The organism is Nitrospirota bacterium (assembly GCA_016235245.1).
GTDB lineage: Bacteria > Nitrospirota > Thermodesulfovibrionia > Thermodesulfovibrionales > UBA6898 > UBA6898.
On the sequence record JACRLO010000008.1, the window covers coordinates 48104 to 74529 of the forward strand.

Annotated in this window: 18 protein-coding genes; 2 read left to right on the forward strand and 16 right to left on the reverse strand. The window is 48.9% G+C overall.

The annotated features are described in order from the left end of the window. Window positions 1–16: 16 nt before the first annotated feature. From HZB31_04205 to HZB31_04215, 3 genes are all read right to left on the reverse strand, one after another. Window positions 17–946: a radical SAM protein gene (locus HZB31_04205; GenBank protein ID MBI5847141.1), complete on the reverse strand. Its 930-nt coding sequence runs from the start codon at window positions 944–946 to the stop codon at window positions 17–19. A gap of 257 nt (window positions 947–1203) precedes the next feature. Then, window positions 1204–2064 (reverse strand): class I SAM-dependent methyltransferase, encoded by an 861-nt coding sequence (locus HZB31_04210; protein ID MBI5847142.1) that lies wholly within the window; start codon window positions 2062–2064, stop codon window positions 1204–1206. Between the two features lie 156 nt (window positions 2065–2220). Beyond that, complete coding sequence (locus HZB31_04215) at window positions 2221–3879, reverse strand: glycosyltransferase family 39 protein (GenBank protein ID MBI5847143.1); 1659 nt, start codon at window positions 3877–3879, stop codon at window positions 2221–2223. 251 nt (window positions 3880–4130) lie between these two features. Here HZB31_04215 and HZB31_04220 point away from each other — a divergent pair, with 251 nt between their 5' ends. Then, window positions 4131–6242 carry a hypothetical protein gene (locus HZB31_04220; protein ID MBI5847144.1) on the forward strand — a complete coding sequence of 704 codons (2112 nt, stop codon included), beginning with the start codon at window positions 4131–4133 and terminating at the stop codon, window positions 6240–6242. 84 nt (window positions 6243–6326) lie between these two features. Here the strand turns inward: HZB31_04220 and HZB31_04225 are convergent, their stop codons facing one another. From HZB31_04225 to HZB31_04240, 4 genes are all read right to left on the reverse strand, one after another. Further along, window positions 6327–7964, reverse strand: coding sequence for a tetratricopeptide repeat protein (locus HZB31_04225; protein MBI5847145.1), 1638 nt, complete (start codon window positions 7962–7964; stop codon window positions 6327–6329). Between the two features lie 31 nt (window positions 7965–7995). Further along, complete coding sequence (locus tag HZB31_04230; protein MBI5847146.1) at window positions 7996–9408, reverse strand: glycosyltransferase family 39 protein; 1413 nt, start codon at window positions 9406–9408, stop codon at window positions 7996–7998. Between the two features lie 297 nt (window positions 9409–9705). Continuing rightward, the gene (locus HZB31_04235; protein MBI5847147.1) at window positions 9706–11349 is read right to left on the reverse strand and encodes a hypothetical protein; all 1644 of its coding nucleotides are present in this window, start codon (window positions 11347–11349) and stop codon (window positions 9706–9708) included. A 94-nt stretch (window positions 11350–11443) separates the two neighbouring features. Further along, on the reverse strand, window positions 11444–11737 hold the full coding sequence (locus HZB31_04240) for a hypothetical protein (protein ID MBI5847148.1): 294 nt from the start codon (window positions 11735–11737) through the stop codon (window positions 11444–11446). 223 nt (window positions 11738–11960) lie between these two features. On the opposite strand from HZB31_04240, the gene HZB31_04245 reads away from it, so the two are divergent. Then, window positions 11961–13814 carry a tetratricopeptide repeat protein gene (locus HZB31_04245; protein ID MBI5847149.1) on the forward strand — a complete coding sequence of 618 codons (1854 nt, stop codon included), beginning with the start codon at window positions 11961–11963 and terminating at the stop codon, window positions 13812–13814. A gap of 68 nt (window positions 13815–13882) precedes the next feature. Here the strand turns inward: HZB31_04245 and HZB31_04250 are convergent, their stop codons facing one another. From HZB31_04250 to HZB31_04290, 9 genes are all read right to left on the reverse strand, one after another. After that, on the reverse strand, window positions 13883–14035 hold the full coding sequence (locus HZB31_04250) for a hypothetical protein (GenBank protein MBI5847150.1): 153 nt from the start codon (window positions 14033–14035) through the stop codon (window positions 13883–13885). A gap of 120 nt (window positions 14036–14155) precedes the next feature. Beyond that, window positions 14156–15547 carry a hypothetical protein gene (locus HZB31_04255; protein MBI5847151.1) on the reverse strand — a complete coding sequence of 464 codons (1392 nt, stop codon included), beginning with the start codon at window positions 15545–15547 and terminating at the stop codon, window positions 14156–14158. A 236-nt stretch (window positions 15548–15783) separates the two neighbouring features. After that, the gene (locus tag HZB31_04260; protein MBI5847152.1) at window positions 15784–17367 is read right to left on the reverse strand and encodes a tetratricopeptide repeat protein; all 1584 of its coding nucleotides are present in this window, start codon (window positions 17365–17367) and stop codon (window positions 15784–15786) included. Between the two features lie 308 nt (window positions 17368–17675). Then, window positions 17676–19019 carry a B12-binding domain-containing radical SAM protein gene (locus HZB31_04265; protein ID MBI5847153.1) on the reverse strand — a complete coding sequence of 448 codons (1344 nt, stop codon included), beginning with the start codon at window positions 19017–19019 and terminating at the stop codon, window positions 17676–17678. 29 nt (window positions 19020–19048) lie between these two features. After that, window positions 19049–19873 carry a cytochrome c biogenesis protein CcsA gene (gene ccsA, locus HZB31_04270; protein MBI5847154.1) on the reverse strand — a complete coding sequence of 275 codons (825 nt, stop codon included), beginning with the start codon at window positions 19871–19873 and terminating at the stop codon, window positions 19049–19051. Between the two features lie 134 nt (window positions 19874–20007). Continuing rightward, window positions 20008–21186, reverse strand: a complete 1179-nt coding sequence (locus HZB31_04275; GenBank protein ID MBI5847155.1) for a hypothetical protein — start codon at window positions 21184–21186, stop codon at window positions 20008–20010. A 255-nt stretch (window positions 21187–21441) separates the two neighbouring features. Then, the gene (locus HZB31_04280; GenBank protein MBI5847156.1) at window positions 21442–23073 is read right to left on the reverse strand and encodes a tetratricopeptide repeat protein; all 1632 of its coding nucleotides are present in this window, start codon (window positions 23071–23073) and stop codon (window positions 21442–21444) included. Between the two features lie 3 nt (window positions 23074–23076). Further along, a complete protein-coding gene (locus tag HZB31_04285; GenBank protein MBI5847157.1) occupies window positions 23077–24708 on the reverse strand; it encodes a tetratricopeptide repeat protein in 1632 nt (543 codons plus the stop codon). 25 nt (window positions 24709–24733) lie between these two features. Beyond that, window positions 24734–26038 (reverse strand): PD40 domain-containing protein, encoded by a 1305-nt coding sequence (locus HZB31_04290; GenBank protein ID MBI5847158.1) that lies wholly within the window; start codon window positions 26036–26038, stop codon window positions 24734–24736. Between the last annotated feature and the right edge of the window lie 388 nt (window positions 26039–26426).

The following is a 26426-nucleotide window of genomic DNA, read 5'->3' on the forward strand; positions in this document are numbered from 1 at the left end:
CCTTTCTCGCACCGTTTCATCTTCTCCTGACGAGATATTTCAAACTATTTATGACTGCTCTGGGTTGAAACCGAAAAAGGTTATTGAATTCAGTCGAGCCGGCACAATAATGGCAGGGAAGATGTTTCAGCCGTTCCCATGCCCCTCTGACCCCATGTTCCCGGATAGAATAGGAAAAATCTTTACGACCGAACTGTATCGCGCAGGGGTGCAGCATGCCGGCGGAGTCCAGCCAGCAGACCAGATTGCCCATGACACACCTGGGATAGCACTTTTTCTGAGCCTTGTCGTCCGATCGGATATAGCTGTCATAGGCATGCGTTGCAGTCCATGAAATAATGTCACGCAGCCCCTGCTCGGAATTGTTCGTCGGCATCCCCCGTTTCTTTCGCTCAAGCATAATCTGGTACAGTGCATGCACCTGCTGATTCGTCGCGAGGTTCTTGTCCCGGGCAGCTCCGGTAGTAGCGGGGATACAGAAGTTCAGATAGGTCTTATAGGTATTGGCAAGATCCGTCAGGGGATCAAGCGTGTTTTCGACGGTCGACGGTCTTGTCAATACGGTATGAAGATGAAATGGGATTCGGTGCAAGTCGCAGAGTTTCATCGCCTCTATCAGCGCCGCATAGACCCCGCTGCCACGGTTCGCCTCGGTAATCTCAGAGTTGCCGTCAATGCTCAATTGGACCTGATCGACCTGCTTGAGCGCTTCAAGATGCTTCCGCAAATACACGCCGTTCGTCGTTATGGAACAGTATGCCCCCTTATTCTTAACATAGGCGATAATTCTGTCTATATCAGGGTGTAAAAGCGGTTCGCCACCCTGGAGCATAAATATCCGGGTACCAAGAGCGTAAAACTCATCAATAATCCGGAACAGCTCCGCCACAGGTACATCCGCTGCATGTCTATTATCTTCATCAGAATAACAGTAGACACACCGCAAATTGCACCGGCTTGTAACACTCAGCGAGAGGACAACGGGAGTCCTCGTACCAAAAAGCTTATATCGCAGAGTATTTAATGCGATACTCAATAACGCAGTATACATACGCTATGGGGCCAGGAGTCTTTGCATCCGCTCCGATAACCCTTCAGCCACAATATGTAGAAGCATAGAAAATCGTCACTGTTTATTATTATACCGCTGCGCTGAGAGAGAGGCAAGGTTCAGTGGCAAGAGCGTGAGAAACTGAAAAAGATTCAGGGACGCCTTTCTAAAAGCATGAACATTTCGCCGATGTTTAGATTGAAAGGATGCGATCTCCAGCTCTTGGGCAAACACTGTATAAGCCGCACAACAGCTCGCACTGCCCTATTCCGGTGATAGCCATGAATGATGCTCGAAATATAGTTGAGAGTCAGAGTTTTATAGGCACGATCGACAACAAGAGGCCTAAATCGTGATAAACACATTTTTGAAAGATTATACCTGTTGAAATAACAAAGGTGTTCGACCTTGTAATGCGGCCAATAGCGACCCATTATCCGATTCGTCCAGGACAAGGTATCAGGAGTGACGATCATCAGCAGACCAAGCGGCTTTAGCATTTTTTCGATCATATCGATAAACCCGGGAGGATCCGGCATGTGCTCAAGGACATCGGAAAGGGTTATGACATCAAAAAAATCAGCAGGAAAATCGCCGTGATCGAGACTCTTTCCCATGATTTTGTTCTCGCCATACAACTGCCTGCATAACTGAATACCTTGAGGGGACACCTCCACGCCATATACGTCGTATCCCATCTCCCGTGCCAGTGCCAACATCTCACCAGTGGCACATCCGACATCCAGAAAAGCACCGCGGACAGTCTGCAGGGGCAGACGACCGAGGTAGTTCCGAAAAGTCCTTTTCTTCATGAAAGACACTTCTTCAGCCAAACGGTCGATGCCCCAGTTGGAATAATAATTCTCGTAAAGTAAGTCCAGGCTCTTCTTGTCAGGCAGGGGATCGAGGAACTGCAACTCGCAGACGCGGCATTGCAGGAGATTAAATTTTTCGACCGGAAACAGCCTCTGAAGATTGACACTCCCGCAGAGGAGGCATTTCTTAGATTCCACGTCTGCCATCAGGACTAACCTTACCCTTCCGCTGCATTGGTGCAGCAAGTTTACACTCAGCTTCATCCGGAGCAATTCCATGCGTTGAGATGGTCAGGTAAGATAACAGATTTCTCTCAGCAATCCAAAAATCGTTTATGTGAAACTGAATGCGTGTCATTTTGAAAGTTCGAGTACACGTGCCTCCGCATATGGCCGAGCATCAGCAAGTTCATATCCCTTTAGAGAGAGAAAGCGTTTAAAATCCGTCAACGCTTCTTTCTGCCTTCCCAAATTTTCAAATGCTATCGCGCGATTGAGCAGCGCCTCCTTATCTAACGGGTATATACCCAGTGCAAGCGTATAATAATAGAGGGCACCTTCCGAGTTCCCTCCGGCCAGCTGGATATACCCCATCTTTGTGTGAACACCGGGGAGTTTGGGACTAAGAGCCAGAGTTCTTTCAAATTCCTGCCCGGCGAGAGCAAAATCTCCGCTCAGTCTGTCCCTGATAAAATACGCTTCCCCGAGACCGGCATGTCCATAAGCATTGTCAGGATACTGATTGACGACGCGGGAAAAAAGAGCAATGTCGTTTTCCCAGTCCATGTTGCGTCTGACCGTCAGACCCATAAAAGATAGTGTTACTATCATTGCTGCGGCAATCATTCTGCGCCGGAGAGCGGGAGAGAGCCGGACAAGACAACGCACGCTTTGATCAGCAACAACCATCCAAAGGCCAATAGCAGGCAAATACATATACCGGTCCGCCATAGGTGCGCTCGGAAATATGGCAATACCGCTCACCGGAAGATAGAATGCGATAAGCCAACACAAGCCAAAGAGCGTAACCCTGCTGCGTCCCCGTGTGAGCAACCAGCCAAGAGTAGCGATTATAACTGTCCACGCAACTCCAAGGGGCAGGACTACCGATTGAAGACTTTCGGGAATGATATATCTTGGGTTAAGCGCTACCGGCCAAAACACGGTCAGAAGATACCGGGGGATAATATAGACATTGTCCGCAAGCCGTGACCACAGATCCGGTATTTTGTAAAAACCCTGCAGCTTTTGCGCGCCGAACCCGGGAATAATACCTGTCTGGATGCCAAGGTCAGAGAGGATATGCCAGCGCATGATCAGGTAGCACGTTGCAGCAGCGACATAGGGAAGCAGTCTCAAGGCGGCCTGTGATCTCAAGGCGGATACATTTTCCCGCAGAGACTGGAGCTCCAGCGCAATGATAAAGAGCAGGGAAACAAGCGCGGCTTCCTTGGAAAAAAGCCCAGCCAGGAGGGAAAGCGCACCCGAAAAAGCCCATAAATAACTACTTCGGAGAATACTCCGGCGATGAAGCAGATATGCAGTCAGGATGAAAAAACACGCCAGCATGGTGTTTCTGCCACCGGAAATAAAGTCAACTGTTTCAGTGTTTAACGGATGAACAGCAAAGAGGAGTCCGGCCAAAAGTGCGGCGAATTTGTCATTCATGAGAGATCTGGCAAGACAATAAACGAGAAAAGCGTTTACAGAATGGAACAGAACATTGACGAGATGCATCGGAAACGGGACCAAACCATGCACCCGCTCCTCGATCAGGAACGTCAGTATCGTCAGCGGGCGATAATAGGGCAGCAGTTCATAGTCACGGGAAGTATCAATACTGCTGAAAAGGGACAGGGCAGAGCCCCTCAGCGCAGGATTAGTAACAATAACATTTGAATCGTCCCAGACAAAACCATTGCCAAGAGAGTTAACGTAAGCAATAAAAGCGGCGAGTACAATGATCAAACCTAATAACTGATCTTTTTTTCTCTCGTTCAATAGACGGGTCATATAAGGCAACTCAATAAAATTCTTGATCTGGTCTTCCCCCATAGGCGCCAGGCAATAAACTTTCCAGTAAATGACATAATTACAAACGTCTTAATAGATATTATAATGCACAGCAATAAATATATGACACAGTGCAACTACTCAAGTGATTATAGCAGATTTGCTACCCAGCCATTTCGCCCTCCGATTGTCCTCCGATAGTTACTGACTTGTCATGTAACGCGTGATATAATCAGGTTAGGAGAAAGCACATGAAAAGGTTCTCGCATTTGTTCTGTCTTTCCGTGTTCTACCTCATGCTATGCGCTGATACTAATTCCCACGCAGCAGTATCCAATGAATTGGGAAAGAAACTAAACACTATTCAAGTGCCGTTTATCGTGAATAAAGGCCAGACAGCCAATCAAGTCAAATTCTATGCAAAGACCTTTTATGGCACAGCCTATATAACGGTTAAAGGTGAGATTGTGTACGATTTTCCCAAGGTTGAAGAAAAGTCATTAACTGAAAGATGGTCGCTGAAAGAGGAATTTATCGATGCCGTTATTAAGTCGGTGAACGGAGAAGAAGAGGCAATAGCAAAGGTAAGTTATTTCACGGGGAAGAACAGGGAAAAATGGAAGGGCAACATCCCCACCTATGGCCTTGTGACTATTGGGAATGTCTATAAAGGGATAGACTGTAAACTGAGGGCATACGGCAAGAATGTAGAAAAACTCTTTTATATCAAGCCTGGGGCCGAGCCTTCTGAAATCAGGCTAAAAGTTTCCGGAGCGAGATCGTTAAAGAAAAACAACAGGGGTGACCTTGAAGCGGAGACCGGACTGGGAACGATAACCTTCATGAAACCTGTTGCCTACCAGGTCAGCGAAAACAGGATAGAAACAGTAGATGTTGCCTATGCCGTAGATAATGGCAGCTATGGCTTTACCATTGGAGAATATGACAAATCCCGGGTACTTGTGATTGACCCCCTGCTCCAGGCTACCTATCTCGGGGGAAACGTAAGTGATATTGCCACTTCGATGTCAGTAACGGATTCCGGCATCTATGTGGCGGGATATACCAATTCAGCAAACTTCCCGGGTATAGATTATGCAGACCAACAGGTAAACCACAGTGGCAATACCGATGCATTTGTTGCACTCCTGAGTCCTGATCTAAAGACCCTTGTTCAGGTTGCATACATAGGAGGAAGCTCTACTGACTATGCGAATTCGATCGCGCTGTCAAGATCCGGTGTCTATGTGGCAGGCGGCACACAATCGACAGACTTCGCTGGCACAGAACAGGGAGCTCAACAGACTCTTAGTGGAGAATTCGATGGTTTTGCAGCGCTTCTGAGCCATGACCTTACTACCCTTGCAGGGGCTACTTACTTCGGTGGAAGTTCTGATGAATTTGCCAATGTCACAGCGGTATCCGGCTCTAATGTCTATATAGCGGGGTACACCCTGTCAACAAACTTTGCGGGCACAGAGCACGGCGCCCAACAAATTCATGGCGGAGACTACGACGGCTTTGTAGTACGCTTGAATTCTGACTTAAGGATCCTTATTCAAGCCACGTATATCGGAGGAAGCGGGCGTGACTTTATCAATGCCATGACAGTATACCATTCCACGGTCTATATAACAGGACACACCACTTCACCAATCCTTCAAAAAACAGCGCGCGGCGCTCAACAAACCCATGGCGGGTTCTTCGATGGTTTTGTTGCAAGTCTAAACTCTGACCTGAAAACCCTTAATCAGACTACCTATCTCGGAGGGAGCTCAGATGATGTCGCCACTGCCATAGCAGTATCCGGCTCAAATGTCTATGTCGCAGGATATACTCATTCAACCAACTTCCCAGGAACAAAGCATGGAGCCCAACAAACGTATGGCGGGAACAATGACGGCTTTGTGGCACTCCTGAATTCCGATTTAAAGAAACTGATCCGGGCCACCTATATTGGAGGGAGCAATTATGAGGAAGCCAAAGCCGTGGCAATATCAGGCTCCAACGTCTATGTTGCAGGGTACACCCTTTCATCAGACTTCCCCGGGATAGCTCATGGCGCTCAACATACTCATGGCGGAGACCACGACGGCTTTGTGGCACTTTTGAAATCCGACTTAAGGAAACTCATCCAGGCCACCTATATTGGGGGCAACAGCTACGAGGAAACAAAAGCTCTGGGCGTATCCGGATCCGGTATCTATGTGGCTGGGTACACGCTTTCAACAGACTTCCCCGAGACAACGCAGGGAGCTCAACAGGAGCATGGCGGGGACTATGATGTCTTTGTGGGAATTTTGAGCAGTGACCTTGGTGAGGTCCGTACCTCACGTTCTCGGCTGCAGCATCAGCGACAGTAGATACAGCATTTAATTTTTCCGGACAACAGCAGATTGCATCCTCTGCTTATAAATTCAATGTACCCTTGAGTCCGCAATCAGCCGTTATTTGTTTTTGCGCACTCTGAACTGACTCGAAAGTCCTTTCACTTTTTCTCGAACCATAGTGCGTGCTCCCGCCAGTTCATTTCCGGGTATGGCCAAATAACGTCTGTAATCAGCTGCTGCATCTTCATATTTCCCAAGTTTATCCAATGCCGTAGCCCTGTTCAAATAGGCTTCTGCATCAAAAGGATTCTGTTCAATTGCTTCATTATAATGACGGACGGCACCAGCAAAATCTCCCCGCAACAGCTGGATGTAGCCCATCTGGGTCCGAAGCCGGGGGAAGTTGGGATCAAGGGCGAGAGCCATTTTAAACTCTCTTTCGGCTGCATCGAGATCTCCCTCATCGTCAAGATAAGCGCAGCCAAGATTATGATGGCCAAAGGCCTGATCAGGGTTCTGCGCAACATAGCGCGAGAATAGTGAAATATCGTTCTTCCAGTCCTGGTTTCTCGCAACCGTCATCGCGGTTAACACCAGGAGCACGAGAGCGGCAGCAGCTATGCCATACCGCCGCGCCTCTGGTACAGAGCTGAAAAGCCGGGCTAATTGATCAGCAACGATGATCCAAAGTCCGATTGCTGAAACATAAAAATACCGGTCAGCCATCGGAGCACTGGGGATCGGGAATATACCGCTCACCGGCAGCCAGAATACGACGAGCCACGACAGTCCAAATAGAGTGGCGCGCCTTCGGCCACGTGTTAATTGCCATCCAATTACTCCGGCTATACCCAGCCACGCAGCAATGAGCGGCAGGGCCAGAAGGTGAATATCATCAGGAATAACATACTTCGGGCTGAGCGATACCGGCCAGATTATTGTCAGGAGATACCTGGGAATGATGTACAGATTATCAAGAAGGCGCGCCCCGAGACCGTTCAGAATGTCCAACTGGACGCCTGCGGCAGCAAGGGATCTCCCCCGCAATACCATATACATCGCCATACAGAAAACATAAGGGACCAATCTGACGACCGCGCGATATGTCATGCCTGAGAAGCCCCGGAGAAATGATATTTCTTGCAGCGCTATAAACGGCAGGATCATCAGTCCGGTTTCCTTCGAAAAAAGCCCGGCAAGAAAGAAGACCGCACCGGCGGCTGCAAGGGAGATAGTATCACTGAAAATGCTTCTGCGATGTAAGAGATAAGCAGTCAGAGAGAAAAAGCAGGCGAGCAGGGTGTTGCGGCCACCAGCAAGAAAGTCCACCGCTTCCGTGCTTATGGGGTGCACCGCAAAGAGGAGTCCGGCCAGAAATGAAGCATGCTCGTCCCTGATAAGAGAACGTGCAAGACGATAGACAAGAAATGCATTGGCAGCATGCAGCATGATATTAAAGAGGTGCATCAGCAACGGATTCAGCCCATGCACCCGGTCTTCAAGAAGAAAACTGAGTTGAGTCATCGGACGGTAATAGGGCGTTAACTCCACATCACGGCCGGAATCGATTCTGGCAAAAAGAGAAAGAGGTTCATCCTGCAAAATCGGGGGCCTGACAATAACAACTTTATCGTCCCACACCAGACCGTTTCCAAGGGAGTTGGCATATACAGCAAAAATCGCAAACACCAGCAGCAGGGAGTATACCGTGCTGCGTTTATTTTCGTCATGTATTAAATCATTAATAACTGTCATTATTCTCGTTTGTACTTCAACGTTATCATTATCAAGATATCCGTTTGTAAACGGCAAGAAATGGACCGGAAAGCTCGCCGTATCGATTCAAGACATCTCCATAGATAAATATAGGTCTGTTGGGGTCAAGCATTTCCATATAACCAACGATCTCGTATGACCGATTAAGGTAATTGTTTGCCCAGAGCAGGACTTTGATGTTTGAAAAAACAGTCACACCCCAAGAGCTTGAAACATTAGCATAGACAATATAAGCAGGTCGCGTCTGCTCGATTTGGCTGATCATTTCATCCTGCATATCCACTGCAAACGGCTGATTTTCCATTAAGCCGTACATATAAATGTGGCCTGTAGCTGCACGACGCTTTGCATAAAAATAGATTTCCGGTTCAGACCCCAAAACAAGAATCCGGTCCTTCTCCGAAGTGCGCTGAGCTATCATGTCAGCCACCACCCGGGCCTCGGGGAACGGGTTTCTCATATATAAAGCCCTGCTGACTTCATCAGGGGAAAACGTGAAGAAGTAGTCCCGCTCGACATACATTCCAAAGCTGACTGCAAGTGCCAGCACGATACCTGGCATCCAGCGCAGCACAAACTTGACGTAACGCGCCGACGACAGCCCCTCTGCGGCAAACAACGCAATAACGGGAAGAACGAGGATGAAATAGTGTTCGCGGAACACAAGTCCCGGGGTGATCGCAAGAAAGGAGCATACCGCAAAACCAAATATAAACAGATTGTTTCGTCCGCTTCGTCGCTTCGCGAGCAGCGAGAAGAACCCGATCGCAGCCAAAAGCCATATCAATGGTTGTTTGCCGACTATCCCGGTAGCGCTGTTGGCGAATAATCGGGCGCCTGCCTCAAGAGGGATTTGTACCGCATATTGGAATGCATACTGCACTGTCCAGAAATAGAACTTATTGAATAAACCGACATACCACATTGCAACTGCAAGCAGCGCAACAGGAAACGCCGCAGTAACTATAAAGAGCAGGAGTGCCCTTGCCTTGTTCAGCACTGATACGCCGTGAATGCGACGAAACTCATCTGCCAATAAAACAGCGCCAAAGAGGACAAATAAAGCAGCGTGCTGTTTCATTAAAATAGCAACCCCGAAACAAAAACCGCTCACAAAAAGCCAATATTTGCCGTCCGTCTCAAACGATTTCAACAACGCTGCCAACCCGGCTAACACGAACAGTACGACAAAATGTGTTGCATGAGCAAAAACTCCGTCAACAGACTGGCTGAGGGTAAGTATGCCATAAAAGCCTGATGCGAACAATGCCGTTTCACGATCCCCCATCCTCCGCCCCAATTGATAAACAAGGATCATGCAAAGAACATTCACAATGAACAGCCCCAGGTGAATGCCTACCGACGTCCGGCCGAAAATCGTCATAAATATCGCATACATCAGCGCCGTGCCGGGAAACTTCATTGTGTATGCTTCCTGGTATGGAGGGACGCCATCGAGCATAAGCTGCGCAATATATGCGAACTCTCCTTCGTCCCGCTCAAGCGGCACATCCAATAGCCGGATGCGGACAAAAGCAATCAGGACGACCACTGAAATTAAAACTGCAATTGCGGGCCATCGGTGCATCTCTGACACTTTTTTATCAGGTGGTCTAATTGCTCACTCCAATTCTGACATCTAGTCTATTCAGGAAAGACATCCATTCATTATCATACTGCATAACTTCAGCAGCCAGTTATCATGCTCGAAATCGTTCATTCAGGGGCGCCACCCCTGAATCATAATTAAAGAAATATTCTCAAATCCATTTACCTGCCCCAGATCCGGCAACGGAATCTGCTCCACGGTCTGCCAATGAGACTGGAGTGCAAAAGCAGCCTGCTGCGACCAATGGAGCTGATAGGCGCCTTCGCTCCAGCCATATGGCGAATATGGCGCAGGAGGAATATCTCCGGGAACTTCCCCGGGCCGCAGAAAATCCAGTTCGCCAACTAACCAGACACGGTTGCCGTTTTTTAATGTCATGAACATTTTCTCAATAGCAGGTTTTAACGGCTCACTTTGCACCATTCGATCCTTAAATAGATCATAGCGATGCACACTGTGATCTTCAATTTCCGGAATGGTGATCCACGTGCTTGAACCTTTGTAATAACGGGCAAACGAAATGCCAAGATAAAAGGGATATATGACGACTAAATCGTCTGTTGCCGAGATCGACTGAAGTTTTGAAGCGAGGGCATCCATATTGGTTCTGCGCACATGTGCGGCATCCCATGAAGTCAATGCGATGGAAACTGCAATCCCCGCAATGCAAACAGATCGAAGCGTTCTGCCCAAGGCATTTTCACAGACGAGGTCAACAGCTTTATCCAGGATTACTGCCATCATGGCCATGAGCGGCAGATAGTTCCACCCCTGGGTAGAAATAGCCAATATCTTGACGAAGGCGATATAGGAAATGATCCCAACTACCAACGTAACAAGGAGATACACAACAATATTAATGCGGTCCCTCGACTGATTTCCGGAAGATGAGACCACTATCCGGACAAATACAATCAGGGCGAGGAGGAGGGACAGTAACCAGACCCATGTAAGGAATCCGCCGGCAGGATCAGCGGCCTGCCTGAACTTGTCGATAATCCATGAGAGCGTAATCGGGTTTTTATAGATGACGTTCCAATCACCTGCTTTTGCGATAGGATAAACATAAGGCAGAAGGGAAGCAGCCGACAGTACACCAATACCAAGAGGGAAGATAATGAGTTTCGTATCCCGGCGCATAATGCCGACGGTGACCGCTCCCATGCAAAGCGCCAGTAATAAGAATGCATTATTGTACTGGCATTGAACGCTCAGAACGGCAAATAGAAGGCTTACTGCCATTCGACGCATTGTCGGCTCCTGTATGGTTCGCCATACCGTACCCAATGTCAGCAGGATCAGAATCACACCTAATCCGTAAGCTCGCAGTGAATCTGCAAAAAATGCAGTCGGACAAATGGAGAAGAATACCAAGGACAAAAGTGGCAGACGCATTGCCAGACTGCGAGTTGCAGACCATATTGCACCCAATGTACCGAGACCTACGATCAACCCGAGCGCTCGAAGGGAAAGGTCGGATGCTCCGAAACCGAGGGCAACCCATGAACGAAGGGTAAGCAGCCAAAGCATAGGGAATGACTCAAACTGCATTTTGTCCCAGATTTCGGTAAACGACGGGAACGTGCTGATGTTCAGCGTATTGATTTCATCACGCCAGAGCCCACCGGAATGAGTGAATACCGAAACATGCAGGAATGCCGAAGCAAACAGCAATGCAACGAATAGGCCTCGTTCAATCCGGGAAATAGCTGCTTTACTGGAAGATCTGCTCAAATCTGTCATCGCATTACCCATATCAAACGGCCCCTGGCATAATTACTGATCGTAAACAGGGGCTCTTTCATCTGTCAGCTCAGAACGGAAGTCCAATGCATTTCGGGATAGCTTCTTAGTCACTCTGCTGAAATGGGACCGCGGGGACCTTCTTCGTGAAGTCCTCCCAGGTCAGGCCCGGTGTCTTCACGTCGTGGATCATTTCGCGGTATTCCAAATAGATTCGCTGCACTTCCCCGGGAGTATACGTCTTTTCAATAAGCCCCAGTTTCTCGGCACGAAGAAGTGCCCGGTAGGCACTCACGATCGAATGGATATCGCGAAACAAAACAATCCTTGCCCGGCAATCATCCGCGATGGATTGGTCCTCCTTCGCTGCGCGGGTGAAGGTCTCTATGGCCTTCGTCATGGTCGGGTGATCAAAAGAGTCAGCAGATATGCAACTCCATGGCCCATTGGGACAGAATTTACTTTTCCCATGCAGACAGAATACCAGCGAAATATGCAAATCGTCAATGTACTTACAGCAAATTCAGGAGTAACATAGGCACTCCCAGGAGTTATTGGACCTCCCCCTGCCTGATGCACTTCATCATCCGTAACCAACCTGTGATAAGATAAAAAAGATGTGCATGAAAAAAAAATATCTCATGGCTTCCGCTTTGCTTTTAGTAACGTCGCTGGTCTACTGGCAGGTTTCCGGACATGATTTTATCAGTTATGACGACCCTGTCGTGGTATACGAAAACAGTCATGTCCTTTCAGGGCTGACCATTGAAAATATTAGCTGGGCCTTTACCACAACCTATTTTTCAAGCTGGTATCCACTAACCTGGATTTCACATATGCTGGATGTACAGTTATTTGGACTCTCGCCAGGCAAGCATCATCTCATGAATCTGGGGTTGCATATTCTCAACACTTCGCTGCTTTTATTGATATTGATCAGGATGACAGGCGAGTTCTGGAAGAGCCTGTTTGTGGCAAGTCTGTTTGCCCTGCATCCCATGCATGTGGAATCCGTGGCATGGATAGCTGAGCGCAAGGATGTGCTGAGTACTTTTTTCTGGCTGCTTACTGTCTGGGCCTACGTAAAGTATGTCGAACAACCAAGAGTATGGCGATATCTTTTTGTTTGCATTTATTTTGCCTGCAGCCTGATGGCAAAGCCGATGCCGGTGACCCTGCCACTAGTGCTGTTGCTCTTTGATTATTGGCCTCTCTGCAGAATTCCCGGTATGCACTATCGTTGCCGTGCCGAACAGGAACATAAAGTATATCGGATCAGCTCTCAACCTGCTTCCGTATCAGGATTGATTCTGGAAAAATTGCCGTTGCTGCTTATTTCAGCTTCCGCAAGTGCTGTGACCTTCATCGTGCAGCAACGAGGGGAAGGACTTGTTTCTTTGGGAACAGTGCCACTCCTGCTACGCTGCTCCAATGCTCTCGTCACTTATATGAAGTATATTGAAAAGATGTTATGGCCTGCCGAACTATCAATCATATATCCACTGAAAAAGCATATCAACAGCAGTGAACTGCTTTTTGCCATTGCCTTATTGTTTCTCATATCTTCTATTGTCATCAGATTCCGGAAGAAAATCCCCTATCTACCTGTCGGTTGGCTCTTCTTCCTCATAACCCTGCTTCCGGTTATAGGAATTATCCAGGTCGGCGATCAGGCAATGGCCGACCGTTACACCTATATTCCCTATACGGGACTGTTTATCATGATTACCTGGGGAGCCGCTGATATTGCCGGGCAGTGGCAGAAACGATCTTCTTTCATGGGCGTTATAGCGGGTATTGTCCTCGTTTTGATAACTGTGGGAACCTGGAATCGCCTCGGATACTGGAAAAACACGAAAGAACTATTTGGTCAGGCAGTTACGGTCGCTGGCGATTATTTTGTTGCACAGAAATTTCTAGGTATCGCTCTTTTGGACGAAATGAAAATTGATGAAGCCATAAATCATCTGGAAATTGCAATTCGTGACAAACCTGATTTTGCCGAAGCTCACTATAACCTGGGAAATGCGTGGGGGAAAAAGGGGAACACCTCAAAAGCAATTGACAGTTTCGGCAGGGCGATCCTGTTTAAGCCCGATTTTATGGATGCGTATCTCAATCGGGCAATTCTCTATGTGCGTCTGGGGGATTACGGCAGGGCAGAAGCTGATGTTTTAAGAGTGCTTGCTTTCAATCTTCAGCCGTCAGCAACCAACCATTGCACACCGGAAGAAACCAACTTTCTCCTGGGCACAATCTACTCTGATACCGGCGATCAGGAAAAGGCGATAGAGTATATTTCCCGGGCAATTACATTCAAGCCGACCTATTATGCTGCCTATCTCAAACGGGGGCTTGTCTATAAAAAGGCCGGGCGGTCCGCCGATGCCGCGGCTGATTTCACACGAGCCTGTCAGGGAGGAAATTCAGAGGGGTGTATGCAGCTGAATGCTCTCCCATCTCATGTCCGTTTCTGACCTCCCTGTGCTTGTACCCCCAGGATTCCACTTATCATCCAGACCGGGTTAGGGAAGGTCATATCCTTTCAAAAAAGCGTATAAATAAAAGGTGCAACAGCGCTGCCCTGGGTCAGGACGATCAGAACGCTGAGCAGCAGCAGAACAATGATGATCGGCAGGAGCCAGAACTTTTTGCGTTCTCGCATAAAGCTCCACAGGTCTTTAAGCAGTTCAAACATCAGTAAGGTTTCTCCATGGTATCAGATTTTTTTGCCATGCCGGGCTTGCGATAGCTCCGGGTAAAGGGCATGAATTTCCACTGCAGCTTGAATCCAATTCAGGTATGTCAGTCCCCATGTTCAATCCAGGACAAAATCAAGCTGCCAGTTCTTATTTTCCTGCCAAACCGGCTGTGAACGCTTGTCGAACAAAATATTTTCCATAACCAGATAATCCATTTCCGTGCGCATGAAACAACGGTATGCGTCTTCCGGACTGCATACCAGCGGCTCTCCGCGAACATTGAACGAGGTGTTCACCAGCAGGCTGCAACCGGTGAGAGCCTTGAACGCCTGCAGCAGGCGGTAATAGCGGGGATTTGAGGCCTCGCTTACGGTCTGGATCCGCGCAGTATAGTCCACATGTGTAACTGCTGGGATTGTCGAGCGGACCACCTTCAGTTTATCAATACCGGACAACCGCTCCTGTGCACCCTCCAGAGAAATACGCTGTACGGGTATCACTTCACCCACCAGCAGCATGTAAGGGCTCGCCCGGTCAAGTTCGAAATAAACTGCCGCATCTTCTTCCAGCACAGAAGGCGCAAACGGCCTGAAGGACTCACGGTACTTGATCTTCAGGTTCATCACCGATTGCATAGCCGGGCTTCTGGCATCACCCAGGATGGAACGTCCGCCCAATGCACGCGGCCCGAACTCCATCCGGCCCTGAAACCAGCCGATTACCTGCTCCTCTGCCAACAGCTGTGCGATTTTCTCATAGAGTTCATTCTCAGTCATTTCCTGGTATGAGGCCCCGATGGAATCAAGATATATCCTTATCTCCGAACAGGAAAACGACGGGCCTAAATAAGAGCCCTGCATCGAATCCGTCCCTGTGCACTGTCGCGGCTGATCAAGATACTGATGCCAGACAGCAAGAGCCGATCCGACAGCGCTGCCGGCATCTCCAGCTGCAGGTTGTATCCAGATATCCCGGAACGGTCCTTTCTCCTTACCTGTATTTATCAGGGCCTGTCTCCTCAGAAAATCATACATAATGGCGCTGACCTTCGTATGTCCGGCAGGCGTCCAGTGCCAGCCGTTCGCCGGAAAGGTCTCGGCCCCATAAAGCTGCACATACGCTATCCCCTCAGCCCTTAGGATATTCTCCACGTCAATATGCGGCTCAACGAGACCGACAACCAGCAAGGCTCCTCTCTGCTCGATAACGGTCTTTAATCCATGAATAATTTCAGGTGTCGGATTGTCAACCGCAATAAGAGGCGGGGCAAACGCATTCACGATAAGCCGGACCACATAACTGTTCACCAGCCAGGGATGGTTTCTTCCAAAATAGGACAACGAGGTTGGAACAGGGACACCCTTCAGGGTCATGCTCTTGTTCCTGTCGAAATAAGGTTTATAGTATTCGCCCTGACCGATGCTATTCAATGAATTCTCGACAAAATCATTGTATGAGCAGAAGATAAGCACCACAACGCGTGGACGATAATGATCAAACTGGTCCATAAGCAGTAGTAGTTCCTGATCTGTGCTGTAGCCGCTGACACCCAGATTGTATATGTTCCAGTCCGGCAGGCAGGGTCGCAGTTTTTCTGTAAACCGATCGGCGGCCTCCACGTCATACCCCCACACGAAGGAATCTCCAATAAACAGCAATCCCGCTTTTTCAGATCAGAAAGCATTTTCGATACATGCTCATTTTTTCAATCACTGTGCAGAGTTTGCTCCTGTCTCATGATCTATTATCTGCGCTCAAGCTCACGCACCCGCTCCTCTGCATACGCCTGTGAGCCAGGGACGTTATTGGCTCCGGGAATGGACAGAAAAAAAAGGTAGTCTGCCAACGCCTCTTTCTGCCTCCCGAGTTTTTCATATACTATGCCACGATTGATACGCGTTTCCTTATCGTAAGGAAAGATCGCCAATGCTTCATTGTAATGATGCAAGGCCCCCTCATAATCGCCGCGGTTCTGTTTTATGTGCCCCAACTGGTTGTGCGCCGCCGGAAACATTGCAGGCGCCGGAGATAAGGCAAGTGCTTTCTCCAATTCTCGCTCTGCCGAAACAAGATAACGATTATCGTTTCCGCTTTCATCAAAATAGGCACTTCCCAGACCGGCGTGCCCATAGGCATTGACCGGGTATTGCTCTACCATGCGTGCATAAAGGGATATATTGTTTTTCCAGTCTGCATTGCGGCTGGCTGTGAGTGCAGCCAATGCCACCAAGATAAGCAGGGCAGCAACCCTGCCGTATCTGCGCGCTGATGAACCTGCAGGGAGTATATGACTGACCTGATCCGCAACGATAATCCATAGACCGATTGCAGGTATATAAAGAAAGCGGTCAGCCATCTGGATATTGGAAAAGTAGATGATACCGCTCACCGGCAGCCAGAACAGGACCAGCCAGAAAAATCCGAAAAGTGAGGCCCTGCTGCGCCCCCTAGTGAAAAGCCATGCGATAGCTGCAATAATAATGATCCATGCAGCAGTGAGAGGCAAGGCAAGCAGGTGTAAGTCAGCCGGGATGTCGTAACGCGAACTCAGTGAAACCGGCCAAATAGTAGTTAATAGGTATGCCGGAATGATATATAAATTATTGATCAGTCGTTCAATAAGGCTCGGCACAACATATAGATCCTCTAACTTCTGTGTACCAAACCCCGGAAGGAAACCTGTCTGGATACCGAGGTTCGAGAGCGTCATCCATCGCATAACGAAATAGCAGGTTGTGGCAGTGACATATGGAAGCAGCCTCCAGACAGCCCCGAGTCTTGCACAGGAAGAATTACGCAGAGTCGCAATTTCCAACACCAGGATAAGGGGCGGAACCATCAGGCCGATCTCTTTTGAAAAAAGGCCTGCAAGATAGAAGGCCGCCCCGGCTAGGGCCGGCGAGAGCTTCGCCAACGAGATACTCCTGTGATGCAGCAAATATGCCGTAAGCACACAAAAACAGGCGAGCATCGTATTACGGCCGCCGGAAAGAAAGTTCACTCCTTCGGTATGGAGCGGGTGAACAGCAAAGAGAAGCGAGACCAATAGTGCCGCATCGCTGTCCTTGAAGAAAGAAATGGCCAAACGATATACCAGAAACGTGTTGGCGGCGTGAAGCAGTATATTAAGAAGATGCATCAGAATGGGGTTAAAGCCATGTACCCGCTCTTCAAAAAGAAAAGTAAGATAGGTAAAGGGACGATAGAAAGGCAACAACTGTGTTTCGCTGGTGGTATCTATCGCGCTCAAGAGTGAAAGCGGCGCGCCCTGTAGTACCGGATTTTGAAGAATAACCTGGTTGTCATCTAATACAAATCCGTTTCCCATTGAATTTGCATAAACAAAAAAAGCGACGGCTGAAACCAGAAAACCCAGCATCAGGTTTCGTCGTTTCTCAGTCAGATTTATTAAACTGGCATTTTCCTGCTGCATGCTATTATTACCTGCTATCATTGAGGCCTTTGAGCACCGGAATGAAAACCGCCAGAGTGAGCAACGCCATGGCAATTATCAGATAAACGTCATGTTTCCTGGCAGGATCTTTTTTCAGGAGCACTATTGACCGCATGTTCCTTAATATATGCGCTAATTAACCCGACCGTCGGCAGGAAAGTCCGGCCGGTAAAGTCGATTGATTACGATTTGCACCTTTTTTCAGCCACTATCTTCTTCTCTTTCTTCCATTTTTCATAGGCTATCTTATATCCCTGCCGGACCGGGATCTGGTTCATGAGCGACAGTACATGTGCTTCAGGAAAACCGGTCAGCGGGATATTGAACATATGTTTCAACACCCTCCCCAGCCGCAGCACTTCAAGCGAAGTCTCATAAAACAGCTCTTCCCTTACCTCAGGCGTCATAGCCGGATCAGGGTGTTCAAAGAGCGCATAGGCTCCGGAGTAGTACTCCCAGCCCATGTCCTTGTACAGATACGGCTCATACTGCTCGCGAAGCCTCGTCCCCGGGTAGGGCACTACCAGCGACGGATGCATGCTCACGCCCAAACGGTCCGCAAGCTCCACCGAGCGTTTAAAGTCATCCAGGGAGTCGTCCCGACTGCCGAGCATATAGAAAAGCGACACATCGATCCCGTGATCCCTGATCGTGCGCACTGCCCTTTCCCGGTCTACGCCGATCTTTCCATCAGCGCCATATGCTTTCAGGCTTTCATCAGACATGGCATCCCAGCCAACCCAGACAGTACGCATACCGCTCTCGCGGGCAGCATTCAGCATGCGTGATCCCTCTGGGGATAGAACAGGTCTAAGACTGCCGAAGCCCATCCATTTCTTGTTGCTGCCTTTCAGCGCAGTGAACAGGTCTATGGCCCTTTGCGCCTGGCCGACCCACCAGATATTCTCGTCGCCATTGATATACATCTTCTCCGGAATTGCAGCCACATCGCGCACCACATGGTCTATGGGACGGAAACGGACCTTCGCACCCCAAAACGGCTTTACCGAGCAGAACGCACAGTTGTACGGGCATCCCCGCGAGGTGTTCACAATCCGGAACTGATGTTTGCGCTTGCCCTGCAAGAGCCCGTAAAGCGGCGTCGGCAGATCATCAAGTGAGATCTGTTCACCGCGGTAAAAGGGCTTCAATTGGCCTGCCCGAAAATCACGCAGCACCTCAGGCCATACCGATTCTGCTTCGCCGATGACTACCGCATCCCCGTGAGACTTAGCCTCTTCAGGCATGGCAGAGGCATGCATATTGCCGAAGACAACCTTGATTCCCTTGGTCCGCAGCTTTGCCGCTATTTGGTATCCCCCTACAGCGGTGGGAGTCAGGATGCTAATCGCGGCAAGATCACATTCCACTCTTTCGATTGCTTCGGGGTCAGCGCTGGCGCTGATCAATTCGATTTCGATGTCAGGATCTGCACGGCGGGTAAGCGCAGCAAGATACTCGAGGCTCGGCGGAGCCACCGGCGTCCAGCCAAACGGCAAGGGCGGGAAAATAATTGCAAGTTTCATAAACAGCTAATTGCTGATAGCTATCCGCATTAGTGTTCGATGCGAAAACCGGAATGAAAAGTCTCCATTGAGAAAGGCACGCCCCAATAACTGACAATCATCACAACGACTGCGACCAAAGAATACAATGCCAGCTTTCTGCCCCGCCAGCCAAAGGTTATGCGCAGATGCAGATATATGCCGTAAATAAGCCATGAAATGAGGGACCAGACCTCGACAGGGTCCCAGGCCCAGTAGCTTCCTTTTACCGTATTGGACCAGTACGCACCGGATATGATCATGAGCCCATACATGATAAACCCTCCGGCAACGAACCGGTAACTGAGGTTATCGAGCGCCTGCAGGTCAGGCAGTTTGTCGTATATGCCGCCGGATTTCTTTTCTTTCAGAATGTAGAAGAGACCAAGCCCTGCGGCCATCAGAACGGAACCGAAGCCCGTTGTTGCACCGATGATATGGACCCAAAGCCACCAGCTCTGCAGCGCCGGCGCAAGCTGTGTTGCGACATCCTTCATTAGCGTTCCGGCCCACCCTAACAGGACAAAGGCAACCGGCATCACCAGCACGCCCAGGGGCCGCACTTTTTTTATGGTGAACTGAAAGACCAGAAAAATCAGCATGGTGGTGAAGATGCCGAAGGTGATTGACTCGGAGATGGTAATAAAAGGCTCAATGCCGCCGGCCTTCCAGCGCAGGGCTATCGCAGCAGTATGCGGAATAAAACCCGCAAGGGCGCTGAACAGGCCTACCATAAAGAGCTTCTCATATTTTGCAATAATACCAAAGAGATAGCTGAAGGTGCTTATACCATACAAGCCGACAGCTGTCCAAAAACATACGAGTTCAGGTTTCATATAATCACCTCAGGCAAAGAACTTTCTTTGATTCATTATTTAACCACATATTTACTCGTTAAGACAATTGCACCGCACCTTGCCGGGTGCAGCTTTTCACCGATTCCTTGCGGCTGACAAACTATTAACGAGAGCTATATTCTGCTCCTTCTTATCCTGCCAATGAACGTTATGACCATACCTCCCAGTCCAATCCACAAACTGGCAAGCACGATAGGCTGACCAGGGTCATAGCGAACACTCATGGCAACCCAATATCTGACCTCCCTGGCTTCAAGATAGTAATCTCCGACACGAATCTTTTTCCCGATCGGTACCTTGCCTTCCGCAAGAGGCTTTTCAGTCGCCACGGTGCCCGTCTTTTTTCCGTCAGAATGCGCAGCTGCCATATCTTCCTTCTTCATATTGGCGTGGGGATCTGGCGCGTCCGGCTTTTGACCTGCGCCATGGTCAGGCAACGTCTCGGCCTTATGCTCGTCAGGAACTACCAATGGCCAGACGGTAAATATCGTATCTCCGGCTCTCTCTGTAAATTTTGATGGCTCGTAAGTCGCCTGGAGGCCGAACAGTGGTTTCACTGGATCCTGGGGGTACGCAAGTCCTCCAGGTCCCTCCTCCTTTGTGCCAGTCGAGTAGAGATACGTTTCATCCTTCTGCTTGAAACTTTGCAGGGGCACATGGCCACCATAGAGCTCTCGCCCCAATTTGTCGTAGAGAATGATCAGGAGCGAATATCCTTCCTTGTCGTTAAAATACTTGAAACCCCTGTATTCAAGATGGTGTGTTACATATATAATGTCCTGCTTCTTAAATATGCCCTCGCCAACCTCAATCTCATAACCTGCCCTCTTGTCCGTTCCGTCAACTTTATAGCCCCTGTGCATTTTAATAAGAGTCGTGTTGCCCTTTAATCGGGAAAGATCGAAAAAGCGGCCATGATTAATGACATCATAGCTCATGGGATCTGCATTAGGAAGGGTTTCACTTTCAGTAAGTCTGATAGTTCCGCGGAAGTAGAAGAAGCTGTTATAAACTATGCCCACCAATATTGTCACAAAACTGAGATGAAAAAGAATCATCCCAAGAGAGATGAGAGTCACTTTACGGCCCCATATTCTGCCGAAAAAACAGAACGCGACGTTCAACACCAGCAGAACAAGCAGCCCATTAAACCAGAGAGAGTTAAAGATAAGTTCCCATGCCCGCTCCCCGCGGAAAATGGTGACGCCGACAACACAGCTTATAAGAATTGCGATCAGCAATCCCATTGCAAGTTTTACAGAGGACAGTAACCCATATATTCTGCGCATCATAAGGTAAATGCCCCGAATCTGCCCGGTTCAAAATATCTGTCAAATGATGGATAGTTTCTCAAATGCATCTCCTTCGCAGGAACAAGCCTGCTGTAATCAGCGAAAGAACTTCCCGTCTTGTCATGGCCGGCAAAGTATAATTTTAAGGAAATACTCCAGGCCCGTCAATCGGAACGATATTTTCTCTTAATAAATCCGGGGGCAAAGCGCACCCCCTGTCCAGGTCTTCCGCCCTCTGATGCCTGAGACAGTCAATTAATGTTCGAGGACAACGAGCCCGCCAGCGTTTATTTCCTTCAGCAAATGAGGTGCGAACAACGAGCCGGTCGACCGCAAGGCCTGGTATTCAGCCATAGCATGATTTCTTTCTCCCAGCTGCAGATAAGTGAGCCCCAGAGAAAGATGAGCCTTCTCGTTTTCCGGCTCAAATTGGAGAACCCTGATAAACGCATATTTGGCAGCTGCAAAATCGTTCTTCATCGAGTAAGCAGCGCCAAGGTTCAGGAGGGCCCGAACATAGGACGGCTTTGCCTTGACTGCTTCGCTAAAAAGCCAGAGTGCCTCATCGACCCTTCCTGTATTAAAATAAGCCAGTCCAAGATTGTTCAAAGCCAGCCAGTTGTTTTCGGTCACCTCTATGGCATGGGTCAGAAGAGTGACAGTATTTTTCCAGTATCTGAGTTGCGTCGAGGTAAGGGCTATCATTACCGCAAGTGCAGCGGCCAAAACAATACCCCAGACCACATCATCTACCGGCCACTTCCGCATGAAACTCGCGCTTCCCCAGACAATGAATACGAACAGGCCGATAAGCGGAATATAAGAATAACGGTCCGCAATGGAATGCTGGCCGATGTGGACCAGCCCGATTACCGGCAACAGCGCTACAACGTACCACAGCCATCCCGTAATCAAAAAGGGATAGCGCCTCCGTTTCCAGAAGGCAACTCCGGTAACCAGCACAAGCGCAAACACTGAAAATAGAACCATTGCATTGGAAGGGGGTGACTCCACAAAAGGGTAAAAGACAGCTAATTTGACCGGCCAGATCATTTTGTATATGTATTCGACGTAGGATATGCAGGCCCGGGAAGCCTTCTCCAGAAATGTCAGACCGGTCACAATCTCTCCTGCCGATTGCTGGACCAGATACGTTATTGTGCTCGATCCTGCGGACAAAACAAAGAAGGGCACCTTTTCTGCAAACAATCTCGCGGGACTGGTGCTAAGCAAGCCGCTGTCCCCGGTGGCCGCTGAAACGAAGCGTCCCAGCGGCCACCAGTCGAGCAGCAGCAATACGACAGGCAGCGTAACGACCATCGGCTTGGACAACAGTCCGAGTAAGAACAGACCGAGGACGCTCAGATATCTGCTAAGCACCGGCTTCTCGGTATAGTAAATATAGGCATATACGGTCAGCATCCAGAAAAACGCACTGAGAACATCCTTGCGTTCCGCCACCCAGGCGACGGACTCGACATGCAGCGGATGAAGAGCAAATAAAACGGCAACCACGGCACTTCTCAAAGGAGTCCCCGTTGCCCTTTTCAGAAAAAGAAAAAGCAATACACTGCTGGCAACATGCAGCAGCACATTAACAAGATGATGCCAGGCAGGCTCCAGACCAAACAACTGGATATCCATCATATGCGAAATCCAGCTCAACGGAATCCAGTTAGACTCATAGCCCGAGGTAAATGCCCAGCGGATTGCCTCAAAAGTTACGCCGGACTGAATATGGGGATTTGCATAAACTATGACAGGATCGTCCAGATTCACAAAGTCATGCCGCAGCACCGGACTGAATACTGCCAGGGTTATCAGCACGATCGCCGCAGGCAGCCAGATGTTCACCTTACTTCCATAAGCCTTCATCTTCAGCCACATATTTTAGTAATGCTCGATCCTGCGTATCATCGCCGCGTTAATCTCATTGAGCAGGTAGAGTGCAGAAGACGATCCTGCTGCCTCGAGATAACGGTATTCTCCCATGGCCCGTTCCCGTTGGCCGGCCTTCAGATATATAATCCCAAGAGAAAGGTGCGTCCTCTCGTTTTGCGGCTCAAATCGAAGCGCCTGTATACAGGCATCAATAGCCTGCCCCATCTCGTTTTTTTCGGAGTAGGCTGCAGCCAGATTCAGAAGAGCTATCACATAAGATGGCCGGGCTTTGAGTGATTCTTTAAATAGCCGGATGGCGTCATCTGCCTTTTTGTCATAAAGATTGGTAAGTCCAAGATTATTCAGGGCCAGATAGTTATTCTCAGTCACCTCTATGGCATGAGTCAGCAATGTGTAGCTGTTCTTCCAGTATCTCAGCTGCAGAGAGGTAAGCGTTACCATAACCACAAATCCGACAGCAGAAACGGTGGCAATTATCTTCTGCCTCGTCTGCCAGCGTTCGACAAGCTGCGGAAACCCCCAGGCGATAATGACAAACAGGCCGGTCAGGGGGATATAGGTATAACGATCTGCAATTGAATGCTGACCAATTTGAACCAGGCCGATCGCCGGCAACAGGGTGACCATGTACCAGAGCCATCCTGTAATCAGATAAGGGCTTGATTTCCTCAGCCGCAAAACCCAAAACGTTATCGCCCCAAGAAGGACCACTGACGAGCAAACCTGCACAAAGGAAGGTGCCGCCTCCACAAAGGGATAAAAGACGGAAAGACCTCTCGGCCAGATCATCCTGTAACTGTACTCAACATATGAAATACAGGCCCTGGCGGCTCTCTCAATCAATGAGTAGTCTGTCACAATCTCACCTGCGGCCTTTTGAACTGAGTAGGTGATAATGGCAGACCCTATAGACAGAACAAGAAGGGGGATCTTCTCGACACACAGCCGTGCAAATCTGCTTTTGAGTAAAGGGGGGCTTCCCTCCGTATCTGATGACAGGCGTCCGAGAGGCCACCAATCGAGAAGCAGCATTACGACAGGCAGGGTAACCACCATCGGTTTTGATAATAACCCCATTATAAATGAACTGACAACTGCCAGATATCTCACCATGCTCCGCTTTTCGCTATCGAGCACATAGAAATAAATCGTCAGCATCAAGAAGAATGTGCTGAGTACATCCTTCCGCTCCGACGCCCAGGCAACCGATTCAACATGCAAAGGATGCAACGCAAAGAGAAATGCAACCGCAGCACTTTTCAGGGGCGCTTTCGTTGCCCTTTTGAGAAACAGAAAAAGCAGAACACTGCTGGCAGTATGAAGCAATAAACTGACAAAATGATGGCCGGCAGGATTCATGCCGAACATCTGAACATCCAGCATGTGCGACATCCAGGTCAACGGTATCCAATTGGATTCGTAAGCCGAGGCAAAGGCCAGGCGGATTGCCTCAAGTGTAACTCCTGCCTGAATGTAAGGATTTCCGGTTACAATAATCGGATCGTCGAGATTAACAAAGTCATGCCACAGCACCGGGCTGAATACTGCCAGGGTGATCAGCGCAATGGCAAAGGCCAGATACCTCTCGAGTTTTCTGAATATAATCTGTATCTTCAGCACAGCTCTTGCAACAGGAGGATATGGGCTATTCCCCTAACTTCTCCGCCTTCCAGATAAGCTTCCGCCCGTCCTTGACGCCATAACCTACGGATTTGCCATCAGGAGTAAAGACCGTCTCAAATACCCGCTCGTACCCTGGATGCTGCCTGAGTATCGTTCCATCTGCATCCGCCACGACAACAAAGCGTTTATTTTTCTGGCGGGCCCGATAGACAAGATATTTCCCATCCGGGCTAAACTTTGGCAAAGTCACCCGATCGAAAACAGGCCCCTCTTTTCCATTGACCACAATAAGAAATCTCTCATTTTTTATCGCAACATATGCATGCCTGCTACCATCTTTGCTATACGTCAGATCAGCCCCTTCCTTATACAGGTTTTTTGCGGTCCCGTCATTATAAAAGGCCTGGTGCAGATAAGCACCATCTCTGCCGTGGATAAAGAGTCCAACACCCTTCTTATCAGGCCGAATAACAGGCAGCAATGGGGCAAATTGCCCTTTCGGCAGGAGTTCTTCCTTTCCGTTCAATACGATATAAAAATCCGTGCCTTTTCCTGCCATGTAGGTGAGTGCCGTGCCATCATTATTGAAGGCAAGGTTGTCAACGCCATCGTACAAAGGCCCCTCCTTCACGATATCAGGACGGCTAAAACTGAATTCGATCACTCTTTGTTTATTATTTATGATATCGACAGCAGCAATTCTCGTCTTCTCGGGATTTACCGCAACCGGCACACCTCGAACTTTTCTGGCACCAAGCCGGTTGAATGACAGATCGGTTACATTCAATGCAATGCCTCCAGCTACATTTTCGACAGCAAGCAGCCGACTGGAATCACCACTGAAGGTCGCCTTATCCTGAAAGGAAACAGGCACTCCCGGACCTTTCTTGTCATCGATAAACATGTGCCATGTGCTCCCGATTTGTCCCTCATAGGCGATATGCCTGCTGTCAGGGCTAAAGACCGGCGGACCTTTATCATCAAAAGGTCCATGTTCTTTTCCATCAACTACGACAAACCATTTATCCTCGACCTTTGCACTGTATGCCACCCTTTGCCCATCCGGGCTTAGTGTGAGGCTGCTCGGTTCCAGTTCCTTATACAGCTTACCCCGCTTACCATTGTGAACAACACCGACTAAATTACCATGCTGCGAAATGTAAGCCACTCCCTTTCCGTACTGATTCATTTCTATCAGCATTTCAGCGGTCTTCTTCTCCGCCTCAGAAGTGGCATGACGCGCTAAAGGGTCTTCAGCAGATCCTGTTTCTTCATTTGCAGCAATAGTTGCAAGAAGGGTCGTTGTCGCACTGACCTTATTATTCACGGGAACAGCAACAGACTGAGCTTCAGGAACTGCAACAGACCGAGCTTCAGGAACTGCAACAGACCCGGACTTTGGTTGCTCCCTTTTACAGCCCGGAAGCAACAATACTATTGATAAACATATGGTCAGAATATATAGAGAACTATTCACTGCTTTAACCCTCCGCAATAAATTAAACAGGCTTTTATTCACGAAAAAAAGGCCCCACCTTATAAGCGGGGCCTTTTTTTCAATCAAATCTAACTATCAGTTATTAATAGACACCGCCCGGCGTATAGCCACCCATGCTCCTTGAACATATGCCGGTTGCTGTTCCGCACGTCGGTGTGTAGGTTGATGCGCCAACACTCCGAACTACCTGCGGCAGCGAAAGTCTGCGGATGAAGGC